The 16508-nt window shown below is 70.5% G+C and carries 11 protein-coding genes, 1 tRNA gene and 1 pseudogene; 1 reads left to right on the forward strand and 12 read right to left on the reverse strand.

Annotation, left to right across the window (positions count from 1 at the left end; translation table 11 throughout):
- Window positions 1–26: 26 nt before the first annotated feature.
- From rpoB to QA634_RS01870, 12 genes and pseudogenes are all read right to left on the reverse strand, one after another.
- Entirely contained in the window at window positions 27–4151 is a 4125-nt protein-coding gene (gene rpoB / locus QA634_RS01815) for a DNA-directed RNA polymerase subunit beta (RefSeq protein ID WP_012330349.1), read from the reverse strand.
- 299 nt (window positions 4152–4450) lie between these two features.
- Entirely contained in the window at window positions 4451–4831 is a 381-nt protein-coding gene (gene rplL, locus QA634_RS01820) for a 50S ribosomal protein L7/L12 (RefSeq protein ID WP_012330350.1), read from the reverse strand.
- Between the two features lie 54 nt (window positions 4832–4885).
- Complete coding sequence (rplJ, locus tag QA634_RS01825) at window positions 4886–5413, reverse strand: 50S ribosomal protein L10 (RefSeq protein ID WP_012330351.1); 528 nt, start codon at window positions 5411–5413, stop codon at window positions 4886–4888.
- 543 nt (window positions 5414–5956) lie between these two features.
- The gene (locus tag QA634_RS01830) at window positions 5957–8044 is read right to left on the reverse strand and encodes a methyl-accepting chemotaxis protein (RefSeq protein ID WP_012330352.1); all 2088 of its coding nucleotides are present in this window, start codon (window positions 8042–8044) and stop codon (window positions 5957–5959) included.
- A gap of 322 nt (window positions 8045–8366) precedes the next feature.
- Window positions 8367–9998, reverse strand: a complete 1632-nt coding sequence (locus tag QA634_RS01835) for a B12-binding domain-containing radical SAM protein (RefSeq protein ID WP_012330353.1) — start codon at window positions 9996–9998, stop codon at window positions 8367–8369.
- Window positions 9999–10221: 223 nt separating this feature from the next.
- The gene (rplA, locus tag QA634_RS01840; protein WP_012330354.1) at window positions 10222–10929 is read right to left on the reverse strand and encodes a 50S ribosomal protein L1; all 708 of its coding nucleotides are present in this window, start codon (window positions 10927–10929) and stop codon (window positions 10222–10224) included.
- A 12-nt stretch (window positions 10930–10941) separates the two neighbouring features.
- Complete coding sequence (gene rplK / locus QA634_RS01845; protein WP_012330355.1) at window positions 10942–11391, reverse strand: 50S ribosomal protein L11; 450 nt, start codon at window positions 11389–11391, stop codon at window positions 10942–10944.
- 216 nt (window positions 11392–11607) lie between these two features.
- Window positions 11608–12141 (reverse strand): transcription termination/antitermination protein NusG, encoded by a 534-nt coding sequence (nusG, locus tag QA634_RS01850; protein ID WP_012330356.1) that lies wholly within the window; start codon window positions 12139–12141, stop codon window positions 11608–11610.
- Between the two features lie 33 nt (window positions 12142–12174).
- Window positions 12175–12480, reverse strand: coding sequence for a preprotein translocase subunit SecE (secE, locus tag QA634_RS01855; RefSeq protein WP_012330357.1), 306 nt, complete (start codon window positions 12478–12480; stop codon window positions 12175–12177).
- Window positions 12481–12693: 213 nt separating this feature from the next.
- Window positions 12694–12770 (reverse strand) — tRNA-Trp (locus tag QA634_RS01860).
- Between the two features lie 145 nt (window positions 12771–12915).
- Window positions 12916–13749 (reverse strand): annotated as a pseudogene (locus QA634_RS01865) (methyl-accepting chemotaxis protein); the annotation flags it as partial.
- Between the two features lie 50 nt (window positions 13750–13799).
- Window positions 13800–14090, reverse strand: coding sequence for a hypothetical protein (locus tag QA634_RS01870; protein WP_036270533.1), 291 nt, complete (start codon window positions 14088–14090; stop codon window positions 13800–13802).
- Window positions 14091–14753: 663 nt separating this feature from the next.
- Between QA634_RS01870 and QA634_RS01875 the strand changes: the two genes are divergently transcribed.
- On the forward strand, window positions 14754–16436 hold the full coding sequence (locus QA634_RS01875; protein ID WP_012330358.1) for a methyl-accepting chemotaxis protein: 1683 nt from the start codon (window positions 14754–14756) through the stop codon (window positions 16434–16436).
- The last annotated feature ends 72 nt before the right edge of the window (window positions 16437–16508 follow it).

Below are 16508 nucleotides of genomic sequence, written 5' to 3' on the forward strand. Positions count from 1 at the left end.
GTCGCGCCCGCCGCGTCGGGTCGGTCCTACTCGGCCGCCTCCGGCGGCGCCTCGAGCTGGTCGTTGGCGGCGCGCTTGGAGGAGATCAGCTCGACGTTGAGGCCGAGCGAGCGCATCTCCTTCACCAGCACGTTGAAGCTCTCCGGGATACCGGCCTCGAAGGTGTCGTCCCCGCGCACGATGGCCTCGTAGACCTTGGTGCGGCCGGCGACGTCGTCCGACTTGACCGTGAGCATCTCCTGCAGCGTGTAGGCCGCCCCGTAGGCTTCGAGCGCCCAGACCTCCATCTCGCCGAAGCGCTGGCCGCCGAACTGCGCCTTGCCGCCCAGCGGCTGCTGGGTGACGAGCGAGTAGGGGCCGATCGACCGGGCGTGGATCTTGTCGTCCACGAGGTGGTGCAGCTTGAGCATGTAGATGTAGCCCACCGTGACCTTGCGGTCGAAGGGCTCGCCGGTGCGCCCGTCGTAGAGCGTCGACTGCCCCGAACGGTCGAGCCCGGCCATCTCCAGCATCGCCTCGATGTCGGCCTCCTTGGCGCCGTTGAAGACCGGCGTCGCCATCGGCACGCCGCGGCGCAGGTTGTTGCCGACCTCGGCGAGTTCGCGATCCGACAGGCCCTCCAGCTCGGAGGGGCTGTAGATCCGGCTCATCTGCTCGCGCAGGGGCTGCGCGTCCTGATTGCGCAGGTAGGCGTCGACCGCCTGCGCCACCTGGCGCCCGAGCCCGGCGGCCGCCCAGCCGAGATGGGTCTCGAGGATCTGCCCGACATTCATGCGGCTCGGCACGCCGAGCGGGTTGAGCACGATGTCCGCGTGCGTGCCGTCCTCCAGGAACGGCATGTCCTCGATCGGCACGATCCGGGACACCACGCCCTTGTTGCCGTGGCGGCCCGCCATCTTGTCGCCGGGCTGGATCTTGCGCTTCACCGCCACGAAGACCTTGACCATCTTCATGACGCCGGGGGGCAGTTCGTCGCCGCGCTGCAGCTTCTCGACCTTGTCGAGGAAGCGCTGCTCCAGGCGCTTCTTCGACTCGTCGTACTGCTTCTGCATCGCCTCGATCTCGGTCATCATCCGATCGTCGACGACCGCGAACTGCCACCATTGCGAGCGGGGATAGTCGGCCAGCACCTCGCGGGTGAGGAGCGTGTCCTTCTTGAACCCCTTCGGGCCGGCGACCGGGGACTGCCCCACCAGCACGTCGGCGAGGCGCGCGTAGGTGTTGCGGTCGAGGATCGCCTGCTCGTCGTCCCGGTCCTTGGCGAGGCGCTCGATCTCCTCGCGCTCGATGGCCTGGGCGCGCTCGTCCTTGTCGACGCCGTGCCGGTTGAACACCCGCACCTCGACGATGGTGCCGGTGACGCCCGGGGGCACGCGCAGGGAGGTGTCGCGCACGTCCGAGGCCTTCTCGCCGAAGATGGCGCGCAGGAGCTTCTCCTCCGGCGTCATCGGGCTCTCGCCCTTCGGCGTGATCTTGCCGACCAGGATGTCGCCCGCGTGGACCTCGGCCCCGATATAGACGATGCCGGCCTCGTCGAGGTTCTTGAGCGCCTCCTCGGAGACGTTCGGGATGTCGCGGGTGATCTCCTCCGGCCCGAGCTTGGTGTCGCGGGCCATCACCTCGAACTCCTCGATGTGGATCGAGGTGAACACGTCATCCTTCACGATCCGCTCGGAGAGCAGGATCGAGTCCTCGAAGTTGTAGCCGTTCCAGGGCATGAACGCGACGAGCACGTTGCGGCCGAGGGCGAGCTCGCCGAACTCCGTCGAGGGGCCGTCCGCGATGATGTCGCCCTTCTTGACGACCTCACCGACCCGGACCAGCGGCTTCTGCGTGATGCAGGTCGACTGGTTCGAGCGCTGGAACTTCTGCAGCCGGTAGATGTCGACGCCGGGCTTGGTCGGGTCGGTCTCCTCGGTGGCGCGGATGACGATGCGGGTGGCGTCGACCTGGTCGATCACCCCGGCGCGGCGGGCCGCGATCGCCGCCCCCGAATCGCGGGCGACCACCGCCTCCATGCCGGTGCCCACGAAGGGCGCGTCGGCCCGCACCAGCGGCACCGCCTGGCGCTGCATGTTCGAGCCCATCAGGGCCCGGTTGGCGTCGTCGTTCTCCAGGAACGGGATCAGCGCCGCGGCGACCGACACCAGCTGCTTGGGCGACACGTCCATCAGGTCGACGCGGTCGGGGGCGACCACGATCACCTCGCCCGCGCGGCGGCAGACCACGAGGTCCTCGGTCAGGCGGCGCTCGGCATCCATCGCGGCGCTCGCCTGCGCCACGTAGTACTTCGCCTCCTCCATGGCCGAGAGGTAGACCACCTCGTCGGTCACGACGCCGCCGCGCACCCGGCGGAACGGGGTCTCGATGAAGCCGTACTTGTTCACCCGCGCGAAGGTGGCGAGCGAGTTGATGAGGCCGATATTGGGCCCCTCCGGCGTCTCGATCGGGCAGATGCGGCCGTAATGGGTCGGGTGCACGTCGCGCACCTCGAAGCCCGCGCGCTCGCGGGTGAGACCGCCCGGCCCGAGCGCCGACAGGCGGCGCTTGTGCGTCACCTCGGAGAGCGGGTTGGTCTGGTCCATGAACTGCGAGAGCTGCGACGAGCCGAAGAACTCGCGCACCGCCGCCGCCGCCGGCTTGGCGTTGATCAGGTCCTGCGGCATCACGGTGTCGATGTCCACGGAGGACATCCGCTCCTTGATGGCGCGCTCCATGCGCAGGAGCCCCAGCCGGTACTGGTTCTCCATGAGCTCGCCGACCGAGCGGACGCGGCGGTTGCCGAGGTGGTCGATGTCGTCGATCTCACCCTTGCCGTCGCGCAGGTCCACCAGCGCCTTGACCACCGCCAGCATGTCCTCGCGCCGCAGCGTCCGCATCGTGTCGGGCGCGTCGAGGTCGAGGCGCATGTTCATCTTCACGCGGCCGACCGCCGAGAGGTCGTAGCGCTCGGCGTCGAAGAACAGCGAGTGGAACATCGCCTCGGCGGTGTCGAGGGTCGGCGGCTCGCCCGGACGCATCACCCGGTAGATGTCGAACAGCGCGCCCTCGCGGGCCGAGTTCTTGTCGACCGCGAGCGTGTTGCGGATGTAGGGACCGACGTTGACGTGGTCGATGTCGAGCACCGGGATCTCCTCGATCCCGACGTCGGAGAGCCCCTTCAGCAGCTTCTCGCTGATCTCGTCGCCCGCCTCCGCGTAGATCTCGCCGGTCTTGTAGTTGACCATGTCCTCGGCGATGTACTGGCCGACCAGATCCTCGTCGGTGGCGCGCAGCGCCTTGGTGCCCTTCTCGGCGATCTGGCGGGCGGCGCGCGCGGTCAGCTTCTTGCCGGCCTCCAGCACGACCTCGCCCGAATCGGCGTCGATGAGGTCGGTCGTGGCCTTGAAGCCCTTCAGGCGCTCGGCGTCGTAGGGCACGCGCCAGTCGCGCCCGTCCCGCGCATAGGTGATGCGGTTGTAGAAGGTCGACAGGATCTCCTCGCCGTCGAGGCCCAGCGCGAACAGCAGCGAGGTGACCGGGATCTTCCGCTTGCGGTCGATGCGCGCGTAGACGATGTCCTTGGCGTCGAACTCGACGTCGAGCCAGGACCCGCGATACGGGATGATGCGCGCGGCGAACAGCAGCTTGCCCGAGGAATGGGTCTTGCCCTTGTCGTGGTCGAAGAAGACGCCCGGCGAGCGGTGCATCTGCGAGACGATCACGCGCTCGGTGCCGTTGACGATGAAGGTGCCGTTCTCCGTCATCAGGGGCATATCGCCCATGTAGACGTCCTGCTCCTTGATGTCCTTGACCGACTTGGCCCCGGTATCCGGATCGACGTCGAACACGATCAGGCGCAGCGTGACCTTCAGCGGCGCCGCGAAGGTGATGCCCCGCTGGCGGCACTCGTCGACGTCGTACTTCGGCGCCTCGAAGGTGTACTTGACGAACTCGAGCAGGGCGGTCGAGGAGAAGTCGGAGATCGGGAAGACCGACTTGAAGACGGACTGCAATCCTTCATCGGGACGGCCGCCCTCGGGCTCGTCGACCATCAGGAACTGGTCGTAGGACGCCTTCTGGACCTCGATGAGGTTCGGCATCTCGGCGACTTCCCGAATCTTGCCGAAGAACTTGCGAATGCGCTTGCGACCGACCAGCGTGTTGGCCATAGGTGACCTCGCTCCTCATCCACCGCGTCACGGGGCCGGAGGGACGCGGGGGGCCCCCTGCCGGGGCACCCCTGCCGCATCGACCTTCCCGGCCGGACCGCTTGCGGCGATCCTCACCCGAACGGAAACATATGGGGATCCATGCCCAGGATCCCGAGGGGGCGTCGAAGCAGCGCGCTCTTCGCCGGAAAACGCTCTAGCCCGCGGGCGCGAACCCGCGGGCTGGAGGGGCCGCGGCGCGCCGGCCTGAGCCGGCGGCCGCGACGCGGAGGTCCGGGCCCGTGCGGACCCGCATCGCCTTACTTGAGCTCGACCTTGGCGCCGGCCTTCTCGAGCTGGGCCTTGAGCTTGGCGGCGTCGTCCTTGGACACGCCCTCCTTGACCGGCTTCGGAGCGCCCTCGACCAGGTCCTTGGCCTCCTTGAGGCCGAGGCCGGTGATCGCGCGGACCTCCTTGATGACCTCGATCTTCTTGTCGCCGGCCGCGGCCAGGACGACGGTGAACTCGGTCTGCTCCTCGGCGGCCGGGGCGGCGGCGCCGCCGGCGGCCGGGCCGGCGGCCACGGCGACGGCCGCGGCGGCCGAGACGCCCCACTTCTCCTCGAGCATCTTCGCGAGCTCGGCGGCCTCGAGGACGGTCAGGGACGACAGGTCGTCGACGAGCTTGGCAAGATCAGCCATTTTCAGTTCCTGCGTGTTGTCGGTTTGAACGGTTGCGATGCGAGCGAAGCGCCGTCAGGCGGCCTCGTCCTTGTTCGCCGTGTCGGCATAGGCCCCGAACACGCGGGCGAGCTTCGCCGCCGGCGCGTTGACGACCTGGGCGATCTTGGTCGCGGGCGCCTGCACGAGGCCCACGATCTTGGCGCGCAGTTCGTCGAGGGACGGCAGCGTGGCCAGGGCCTTCACGCCGTCCGGGTTCAGGGCCGTCGCGCCCATGGCGCCGCCGAGGATCACGAGCTTGTCGTTACCCTTGGCGAAGTCCACCGCCACCTTGGCGGCCGCGACCGGATCGCTCGAATAGGCGAGCAGGGTCGGGCCCTTCAGGAGGGGCTTGATGGAGGCGACGTTCGTGCCGTCGAGAGCGATGTTGGCGAGGCGGTTCTTCGCGACCTTCACGGTGGCGCCGGCCTGCTTCATCTGCCTGCGCAGCTTCTGCATGTCGGCGACCGTGAGGCCCTTGTAGTGGGCCACGACGACCAGCGAGGTGGTGGAGAACACCTCGTTGAGCGACGCGACGAGATCAGCTTTTGCTGCTCTGTCCACCGGGCTCTCTCCGGTTGGCGGGACCGGGATGGTCCCACCGGTTGCACTTGCCGCCCGTGCTGAGCCGGGGCCTCGGAAGACCGCGGCGGCGCGAGCGACGCTTCACGGCCCTGTCCCCAACCGGCGGCCTTGCGGTCGCTGACGTTGGGTGAGATGGTTCAAACCGACGCCCTGCCCGCCCGCGAGGGCGGCGGGGGCGGAAAACTCGGTCTTCCCCGTCTGTGCAGGCTGGGGAATTAAGCCGGCGAGCCGGCGCCTGCAGTCTCGGACAGGACATGGCCGGACGGGGCGCGAGGGGAAACCCCTTGTGCCCGCCGGCCATTCGTCACCCGGTTGCCCGGGGACATCTCGTCAGGCCACGACCGATCGGTCGAGTCCTCTCAATGGTGTGAAAACGTGGAGCGCGGTCTATAGCGGCGTGCAAGCGCCCTGCCAAGTGGGGAGCGAGGTGGGGAACGAGGGATATTCGGTCGCAGGGCGTTGCCGCGCCCCTCCCCGGCAGCCGGCGCGGCGGCCGGCGCGCCCGGCGGCCGCCGCGGGCCGTCAGGCGGCCCGGACGGTCTCGAGGAAGCGCCGCACCTCGGCGGCGAGGTGGTCCGATTCCTCCGACAGGGCCGACGCCGCCGCCAGCACGTGGTTGGCTGCCGCCCCGGTCTCCTCCGCCGCCCCCGCCACGCTGGCGATGTTCCCCGTGACCTCGCCGGTCCCGGTCGCCGCCTGCGTGATGTTGCGGACGATCTCCTGGGTCGCCGCGCCCTGCTCCTCCACCGCCGCCGCGATGCTCGTCGCCACGTCGCTGATCTCCCGGATCCGCGAGCCGATGCCCCCGATCGCCCCCACCGCCTGCCGCGTCGAGGCCTGGATCCGGCCCACCTGCGCGGAGATCTCCTCCGTCGCCTTGGCGGTCTGGTTGGCGAGCTCCTTGACCTCGGCGGCGACCACCGCGAATCCCCGGCCCGCCTCGCCGGCCCGGGCCGCCTCGATCGTGGCGTTGAGGGCCAGCAGGTTGGTCTGGCCCGCGATGGTCGTGATCAGCGAGACCGCCTCGCCGATCTTGGCCGCCGCCCCGGCGAGGTCCTCCACCACGCCGGCCGTCGTCCCGGCCTCCGCCACCGCCGTTCGGGCGAGCTGGGTCGAGCCGGCGACCTGCCGGCCGATCTCCTGCACCGAGGCCCCGAGTTCCTCGGCGGCGGCCGCCACCGTCCCCACGTTCGAGGCGGCCTGCTCGGCGGCGGCGGCCACCGAGGCGGATTGCACCGCGGTCTGCGAGGCGGTGGCGGTCATGGTCCGGGCGGTCGCCTGCAGCTCGGAGGCCGAGCGCGACACGGCGCGCACGATGCCGCTCACGGCGCGCTCGAAACCCTCCGCCATCTCGTGGGTGGCGGCGCGGCGCTGCGCCTCGGCCCCGGCCCGCGCCAGGGCGGCCTCCTCCTCCAGGACGCGGCTGCGCAGCAGGTTGTCCTTGAACACCTGCACGGCGGCCGCGAGGGCGCCGATCTCGTCGCGGCGGCCGCCGCCCGGCACCGCCACCGCCGTGTCGCCCTGCGCGAGGCGCTCGGCCGCGACGGTCATGGCCGAGAGGGGGCGGATGATGCCGCGGGCGATGAAGGCGATGCCGCACACCGCCAGGAGGACGCTGAGGACGAGCAGCCCGGCAAAGACGGCGAGGTTCTGGGTGGCGCTCCGCGCCGCCCGCGCGGCCGCCTCGTCGAGTTCCACCACGAAGGCGGTCGGCACGGCCCCGATGGTGTTGAGGGCGGGCGTCGAGCCCTTGCGCCACTCCGCCACGCTCGGGCGCGGCAGGTCGGGCGAGGCCAGCACCTCCTGGATCCTGCGCAGCGTGTCCTGGTAGGCTCCCTTGTAGTAGCCCGCGTCGGCGTCGGCGATCGCCGCGCGGAGCGCCGGCGCCATCCCGGTCCGGGTGCCGATCTCGCGGGCGGCCGCGAAGGCGAAATCCGAGACGCGGAACAGGGCGTTGATGCTCTGCTGCTCGGTGGGCGTCATCGGGCGCTTCTGCGTGAGCAGTTCGTTGATCTGGACGTTCGCGCTGCCGGAGAGGCTGCGCGCCGCCCAGGACATCGTGCGGCCCAGGATGAGGTCGGAGAGGGTGGGATCCTCGGCGCGGATCTCCGCCTCGACCGCCACCAGCAGCGCCTCGCCCGCCGCGACGAAGCGGTCGCGGCCGGCCATCACCCGCCCGATGACCTCCCTGTCGCGCTCCGCCAGGGGTCTGGCCAGCGCCGCGTCGCTCTCCTGGCGCAGGCGCCGCCACTCCGCCATGACCGCGCGCACCGCCTCCGCGGCGGCGCGGATCGCGGGATGCTCCACCTCTTCGAGCCGGGCCAGGGCCGGCGGCAGGGCGGCCTCCAGCGCCGCCCTCCGCTCCGCGGCCTCGCTGCGCAGGCTCGCCGCCTGGTCCACCTCGATGCGCAGGGCGGCGCTGAGGGCCCCGCCCTCGAACCGCATCGCGCTCAAGGTGTCCAGGAGGGCGCGATCGACGCTGGCGAGACGCGACACCTCCTCGGCCAAGCTCCAGCGCCGCCAAGATTCGTGCAGGCTGCGGCCGCAGAGCGCGATCACGATGATCACGAAGAGGGCGAGAATGGCATTCAGCCGATGCTTGATCTGCATGATCGACTCTGTCTCGAGGGCAGGGCGCCGCGAGCAGCACTTTCGATGCCCGTGCGTGGGCAAATTCTGCTCCCGGGAAACCTGTTCTGAAACAGTTGACGCAAGGTTAAAGAAGTCTCCGGGCGAATTCGGAATCGATCCCGGGCCGCGGCCGCGCCGAATTTTCCGAGACTCGGGGATCCGCAACCGGCGCTGACGCTGGCGAAGGGCGGGAGCGGAGTGCGGCGGCGCGGCGCGAAGACTGGCGCGACGCGCCGCGGGTGCGGCGACGTCGTGCGATCAACGCGAGCGCGCGGCCCGACGCAGCGCGGGGGCGCATTCCTCAGGCGGGCTTGCGCTCGGAGCGGGTGCGGCGCCACCAGCCGACCGCGCCCTCCTTCGACCTCTCCACCGGGCGGGTGGCGTAGAAGGAGGCGTTCTGCTTGCCCTCCAGCGCCTCGCGGGTGAAGCGGATCAGGTGGTGGGCGACGAAGCCCATGTTGAACACCGCCTCGACCTGGCCGCGCCGGAGGGCGTAGCCGGCCGCCCGCCAGAAGGCGCGGCGGTAATCCGACAGCAGCCCCACCCGCACCGCGATGTTGAAGCCCATCACCAGGGCGCGCCGGAGATTGTCCCGGGTCAGGCGGTTCCGCGCCGGGATGGGGACGCGGTTGACGTAGGTCACGTCGATCTGGTGGCGGAAGCGGTCGAACAGCCGCTCGGGCGCGTAGGCGTGGGCGATGGCACGCCGCCAGCTCGCCACCACCTCGTCGTGCGGGCGCAGGAAGCGCACGTTGGATTCGAGGCGCGGGTCGTCCACCAGGCGCCCCTCCTTCGCGAGGCGGTCCCAGAGCGGCGTGCGCGGCAGCGCCTGGAGCAGGTTCATGGTCAGGACCGGCACCCCGGACCGGTCGATGAAGGCGACGAGCTTCTCCTCGGACTCGGCGGTCTCGGTGTCGAGGCCGAGGATGATCCCGGAGGTCACCTCCAGGCCGTAGGAATTCAGGGTCGCGATGCCCTCCAGCATCGGCACGGCGGCGTTGTGGGTCTTGTCGATCACCTTGAGCGCGTCGAGTTCGGGCGTCTCGATCCCGACGAACACCGTGACGAAGTTGGCCTCCCGCATCAGCGCGAGGATCTCGGGCTGCTTGGCCATGTTGAGCGTGGCCTCGCAGGCGAATTGGAGCGGGTAGCCCTTCCGCTTCTGCCACGCGACCAGGTGCGGCAGCATCTCCCGCGTGGCCTTGCGGTTGCCGATGAAGTTGTCGTCGACGAAGTAGACCACGGCCGGGTGGCCGGGCTGGGCCACGATCGCGTCGAGTTCCGCGAGGAGCTGCTCGGGGGTCTTCAGCCGCGGCTGGCGGCCGTAGAGGGCCGGTATGTCGCAGAACTCGCAGCGGTAGGGGCAGCCCGAGGAGAATTGCAGCGAGCCGATCAGGTAGCGGCGGAGCGGCACCTGCGCGTAGGCCGGGGCCGGGAAATCGGACAGGCCGAGGCGCTCCCCGGTCTCCAGGCGCAGCTGCGCGGGCGGCCGGGCGACGTCGGCGTCGAGCCGGCGGATGAGCTCGTCGGTGGCGTCGCCGATCTCGCCGATGTGGAGGTAGTCGAAGTCCGGATACTGCTCGGGCGCGCCCGAGACCGAGGGCCCGCCCAGCACCGCGACCCGGCCGGCCGCGTGGGCGCGCTCGCCGATGTCGCGGATCTGCGGCGCCTGGACGTGCATCCCCGAGACGAAGACCGCGTCCGCCCAGGCGAAATCCTCGGGCGCGGCCGGAGCGATGTTCTCGTCGACGAAGCGGACCTGCCAAGCCTCCGGCAGGTAGGCGGCGATGAGCAGCAATCCTTGCGGCGGCATGAACGCCTTGACCCCGCCCATGAGCGGGTAGGCGTGCTGGAACGTGCCGAAGGACGGCGTGTAGGCGGGGAAGACGCACAGGATGCGTCGCGTGGAGGAGACCGGGACGGTGCTACGCATACGCCCTATCTAGCACAGCAGGACGCGGCGGCGCCCCCCCGCGCCGCGCGGATTTCGCGCGCTCCGTGCACGCGGCACCTCCTGCGGGCGGGTCCCGCCGCGCGGCCAGGCGCTGCGCCGAGGCACGCGGGGGAGCGGCGCGGATGCGCCGGCCCGCGGCCGCGCCCGAAAAGAAACGCCCGGCCGCGAGGCCGGGCGCTCGGATCTCGCCGGAGCGGAGGGATCAGGCCGATTGCGCGGCGAGCACGCTCGCCGGGTCGACCTTGATGCCCGGGCCCATCGTCGAGGAGACGGCGATGCGCTGGATGTAGGTGCCCTTGGCGCCCGTCGGCTTGGCGCGCGCCACCGCGTCCGCGAAGGCGCGGGCGTTCTCGACGATCTTCTGGTCGTCGAACGACACCTTGCCGATCCCGGCATGCACGATGCCGGCCTTCTCGACGCGGAACTCGACCGCGCCGCCCTTGGCGGCGCCGACCGCGCCCTTCACGTCCATGGTGACGGTGCCGACCTTCGGGTTCGGCATCAGGCCGCGCGGGCCCAGCACCTTACCGAGACGGCCGACGAGCGGCATCATGTCGGGGGTCGCGATGCAGCGGTCGAAGTCGATCGTGCCGCCCTGGATCGTCTCCAGCAGATCCTCGGCGCCCACGATGTCGGCGCCGGCCGCGCGGGCCTCGTCCGCCTTGGCGCCGCGGGCGAAGACCGCCACGCGGACCGTGCGGCCCGACCCGTTCGGCAGGTTGCAGACGCCGCGCACCATCTGGTCGGCGTGGCGCGGATCGACGCCGAGATTCATCGAGATCTCGAAGGTCTCGTCGAACTTGGCCTTCGAGCGGTCCTTGATCATCTTCACCGCGTCGGTGAGGGAGTAGACCTTGGTCGGGTCGATGCCCTCGCGCGCGGCGCGGATGCGCTTGCCTTCACGTGCCATGCGTCCCTCCCCTTAGCCGGTGATCTCGAGACCCATGGCCCGGGCGGAGCCGCGGATCATGGCGACGGCGGAATCGACCGAATCGCAGTTCAGGTCGGGCATCTTCTTCTCGGCGATCTCGCGGATCTGCGCCTCGGAGATCCGGCCGGCGGGCGCGCCCTTGCCGGGGGTCTTCGAGCCGGAGGCCGGCTTCTTGCCGATCTTCATGCCGGCCGCCTTCTTGAGGAAGAACGAGACCGGCGGCTGCTTCATCTCGAAGGTGAAGGAGCGGTCCTGATACGCGGTGATGATCACCGGGATCGGGGTGCCCTTCTCGATCTGCGCGGTCTTCGCGTTGAAGGCCTTGCAGAATTCCATGATGTTGAGGCCGCGCTGACCGAGCGCGGGGCCGATCGGCGGGGACGGATTGGCGGCGCCGGCCGGCACCTGAAGCTTCACGTAGCCCGTGATCTTCTTCGCCATGGGACTGCTCCCGTTCTGTGCCTCGCGCCCTCAGGGGCTCGACGAGGCGGTTGCAGGTCGCGGTGCGGCCCGGATGCCCCGGCGGCGAACCGGGCGGGCCTCCCGCGGGTGAGGCGAGGGGCGAGCGGCGCGTGGCGAAGGGTCCTCGTGCCGGCGGACACATGCCGCCGGCGCGACGCCCCAATCGCTCTTGCCCGTTCGCCCTTCGCGGAACGGTCAGACCTTCTCGACCTGACCGTATTCGAGCTCGACCGGGGTCGCCCGGCCGAAGATGGAGACCGCCACCTTGAGGCGGGAGCGGCTCTCGTCGACTTCCTCGACGACGCCGTTGAAGGAGGCGAAGGGGCCGTCCGCCACGCGCACCGACTCGCCGACCTCGAAGGAGATCGAGGCCTTGGGGCGCTCGGTGCCCTCCTGGACCTGTCCCTTGATGCGCTCGGCCTCGGCGTCGGGGATCGGCACCGGCTTCGACTTGTCGGCCCCGAGGAAACCCGTGACCTTCGGGGTGTTCTTGATGAGGTGGTAGACCTCGTCGGTCAGGTCGCACTTCACCAGCACGTAGCCCGGAAAGAACTTGCGCTCGGCGTCGACCTTGCGGCCGCGGCGCACCTCCACGACCTTCTCGGTCGGCACCATCACCTCATCGAATTTGTCGAGCAGGCCGCGCTGGGCAGCCTGGTCCTTGATCGACTGCGCGACCTTGTTCTCGAAATTCGAATAGGCGTGGACGATGTACCAACGCTTGGACACGGCGTCTCTCTCCTCGGGCCCCGTTCTCGGGCCTCAGGCTCCAATGCCCAGGACCAGGGTGACGAGGTAGCGCAGCACCTGATCGACGACGACGAAGAACAGGCTCGCCAGCACCACCATGACGAAGACCATCAGGGTGGTGATCAGGGTCTCCTTGCGGGTCGGCCAGGTGACCTTCCGGCCCTCGTCGCGGACCTGCTGCAGGAACTCGAAGGGCCCGACGCGCTTGGGCGCCGGCCGCACCGGAGGCGGCGTCGGCCCGGCGCCGCGGGGCACGGGCGTGCCGCGGGTCGCATTGCGCCCGAGGTCCACTTTCTTGGTCGCTTCGTTCGATGCCATGATCCGACAGCCGTCGCCGCTCGAAACCAACAGGGGCGCGGGGCCTGGACAAACCCCCAAGCCCACGCCGCCCGTCTGTTCGATCTGGGATGGGCGATGCCTCTAGCGCAGTTGCGCGGGCTTGTCGATGGGCCTGTGGGCCGCGACGTCACGCCACGAGCTTGGCCGCAAAGGTGATCTGGCCGCCAAGGTGATGTCGTCCGGAGCGGCCCCTGGCAGGAGTGGAGGGACTCGAACCCCCAACCCCCGGTTTTGGAGACCGGTGCTCTGACCAGTTGAGCTACACTCCTGCAGCGCCGCGGCGCGCCCGCTCCATGCCGCAACAAGGCGCCGGATGCAAGGGAAATGTCCCCCGTGATCCGGCCACGGGGCGCGCCGCCGGGCGGCGCGCGGGCTTGGCATCCGCTGTCCGGACGTGATCGTCCCGACAGCGGATCAGGCCGCGCGCACGGTCTCGACGAAGCGCGCCACCTCCGCATTCAGCCGCTCGGATTGCCGCGACAGGTCGGAGGACGAGGCCAGCACCTGGGCGGCCACCCGGCCGGCCCCCTCGGCCGTGCTCGCCACCCCGGAGATGTTGCGCGTCACCTCGCCGGTGCCGGCGGCCGCCTGGGTCACGTTGCGCACGATCTCCTGGGTCGCCGCCTCCTGCTGCTCCACCGCGGCGGCGATCGCCGCGGCGACGTCGCTGATCTCGCGGATCTGCCCCGTGATGGCGCCGATGGCCGAGACCGCCTGGCCGGTCACGCCCTGGACCTCCGCGATCTGGGACGAGATCTCGTCGGTGGCCCTGGCGGTCTGGTTGGCGAGTTCCTTGACCTCGGCAGCGACCACCGCGAAGCCGCGCCCGGCCTCGCCGGCCCGGGCGGCCTCGATCGTGGCGTTCAAGGCCAGAAGGTTGGTCTGGCCCGCGATGGTCGAGATCAGGCCGACCACGTCGCCGATCCGGGACGCGGCCTGGCTCAGGGCGCCGACGAGCCCGGCGGTCTCGTCCGCCCGCCGCACCGCCGTGCGGGCGAGCCCGGCCGAGCCCTGCACCTGCCGGCCGATCTCCCGCACCGAGGCGCCGAGCTCCTCGGCCGCGGCCGCCACGGTATTGACGTTCGAGGCCGCCTGCTCGGCCGCCGCCGCCACGGCGGCGGCCTGGCTCGCCGTCTCGGCCGCGCTCGACATCATCCCGCGCGCGGTGTCCTGGAGTGCGCCGGCCGAGGAGGACACGACGCCGACCACGCCGCCGACCGCCCGCTCGAAGCCGTCGGCCATCTCCGCCAGCATGCGCTGGCGCCCGGTCTCCTTCGGGCCCACGTACCAGCCCCCCCTCATGACGCCGTTCGGGTGCAGGTCGCGGCTGTCGTACTCGACGAGGGGCTGGAGCGCGATCGGCCCTCCGCGTTGCGGGTCCAGTAGGGCAGCGCGCGGCCGCTCTGGTCGGATCCGGCGTCGCGCCGGCCGGCGAAGCGCGCGTCGCTGCCGTCGAGCGCGTCGGGCTCCCAGGCGCTGTAGGTTCCGTTGAATTCGGGATTGCGCTTCAGGGTGCTGAGCAGGATCTCGCTCAGCTGGCCGCGCCGCACCTCCGGGTGCGACGCGCTCGCCTTCCCGGACGCGATCACCTCCAGGGCCCCCGCGCAGGGCCCCCGCGCCGTTGCGCGCGGCCGCGAAGGCGAAATCGACCTTGGTCTGGATCACGGCCGCCTGATTGCCGGCCACCGCCCGCAGGTTCTCCTTGGCCTTGGCGTCGAGGATGCGCTCGACCGCGTCGGTGGCGAAGGCGCCGTTGCCCAGCGACGAGGAGGCGCCGAGCCCGAGGAGGAGGCCGGACACGACGATCACGCAGGCCCCCGAGACGGCGACCATCCTGAACGTGATCGACTGAAACACGCCGATTCTGCCGACCGCAGTGGTTTGCCGAGTATCCATTCCAAGCTCCCGAAGGGATCGCCGCGCGTCCGGTGCGTGACGACGGCTCCTGTCCAGGACAGGACACGATACAGGGCGAGTGCCGCAAGGTGATCTCCCAGGTCAGAGATGGCCTTCCATCATCTCTCAACGAGGCCTGGACGACGCGGCGGGCTGAATGACGTTACGTCCCAGCGCTGGGCGCCAGCATAGTCGCGCGCCCGGACAGCCGCGGGATCGCCGCCTCCACGGCCGCCGTCGAAGAATTCCTTATTGGATCGTCTTTGGTTCACAATTTTTTAACTCTATCTGACGCAGTGATATGATCGCGCCGGGGAATCTCCCTACCTGAATACATGGCCATTCCGAGGATTATCATGCTGAATCAGATCTCGATTCGAATAAAGATGATCTTTTGTGCGTCAACCATGCTTCTCCTGACGATCGCGACGGCCTGGCTCGCCAACCATCAGATGAGCGTGCTGAATGAGGCGGCGTCGGATCTCCGCCTCAACGTTCTCCAGGCGACCCAGGCGCTCGGCCAGGTCCAGGCGCAGGCCTTGCGCGTGCGCATCAACGGAAGCCGCCTGCTCTCCGCGAGGACGCCGGAGCAGCAGCGCGACGCGGCCACATCGATGCAGCAGCGCTACCGGGAACTCGCCGCGGCGGAGGAGAACTTCCGCCGCCTCGCCCTGGCCGAGGCGGCGAGCCTCTTCGACACCTACACCCGGCAATGGAAGGCCTATCTCGACCTTCAGGCGGAAGCCGTGGCGACCCTCGAACGGGGCGACGCGGCCGCGGCGATGGAACTCTACAATGGCCGGATGTCCGACGCGATCCGGGCCGTCATCGCGACTCTGGTGAAGCTCGTCGAACTCAACACCGCCTCCGCGGCGGCCAGCGGCGACGCCATGACCAGCACCTTCGACAACGCCCAGATCCAGCTCATGGGCTTCATCATGGTGGCTGCCCTGATGGCGGCGGGCGCGGCCGCGATGATGATCCTCGCGGTCAGCCGCCCCCTCGGCCGGATGACGGCGACGATGCATCGGCTCGCCGCCGGCGACACCGCGACGGAGATCGCGGGCCTCGACCGCCGGGACGAGATCGGCGAGATGAGCCGCGCCGTCCAGGTGTTCAGGGACGGCATGATCCGGGCCGCCGAACTGGAGGCCCAGACCGCCCGGGCCCGGGCCGAGGCCGAGGACCAGCGCCGCGCGGGCATGCGCGAGATGGCCGCCGGCTTCGAGGCGATGGTGGGAGGCATCGTCGCCTCCGTGACCACGGCCGCGGCGGAGCTGCAGGCCACCGCCCGGACCATGAGCGTGACCGCGGGCGAGACCGCGAGCCAGTCGACGAGCGCCGCCGCCGCGGCCGAGGAAGCGTCCTCGAACGTCCGCACCGTGGCGGCCGCGGCCGAGGAGCTCGGCAGTTCGGTGCAGGAGATCGGCCGGCAGGTCGACGGCGCGGCCGAACTCGCCCAGGCGGCGGCCGCCGAGGCCGACCAGACGGCGACGATGGTGCAGGACCTGAGCCGGGCCGCTTCGCAGATCGGCGACGTGGTGAGCCTGATCTCGACCATCGCGGGCCAGACCAACCTGCTGGCCCTCAACGCCACGATCGAGGCCGCCCGGGCCGGCGAGGCGGGCCGGGGATTCGCGGTGGTCGCCGCCGAGGTCAAGGAGCTCGCCAACCAGACCGCCAGGGCCACGGAGGGGATCTCCGGGCAGATCGGCGCGATCCAGACCTCGACCAATCAGGCAGTCGGCGCCATCGGCGGGATCGTGCGACGGATCCAGGAAATCCGCACCGTGGCGATGGGGATCGCCGCCTCGGTCGAGGAGCAGGGCGCGACCACCCAGGAGATCGCCCGCAACGTGGCCGAGGCGGCGAGCGGCACCGGGGAGGTCACCTCGCATGTCGGCAGCGTCGCGCAGGCGGCGGAGCGGACGGGTGCCGCGGCCGGCCAGGTGCTCGACGCGGCGTCGAGCCTGTCCCGGCAGTCGCAGCAGCTCGACGCCGAGGTGGCGCGGTTCCTCGCCTCGGTGCGCGCCGCCTGAGCGGCGCGGTGCGCGCCGCCTGAGCGGCGGGACGCGGATGCGCGAACGGGGCGGGCGCCACGCGCCCGCCCC

This window comes from Methylobacterium sp. CB376, from assembly GCF_029714205.1.
Classification (GTDB): domain Bacteria; phylum Pseudomonadota; class Alphaproteobacteria; order Rhizobiales; family Beijerinckiaceae; genus Methylobacterium.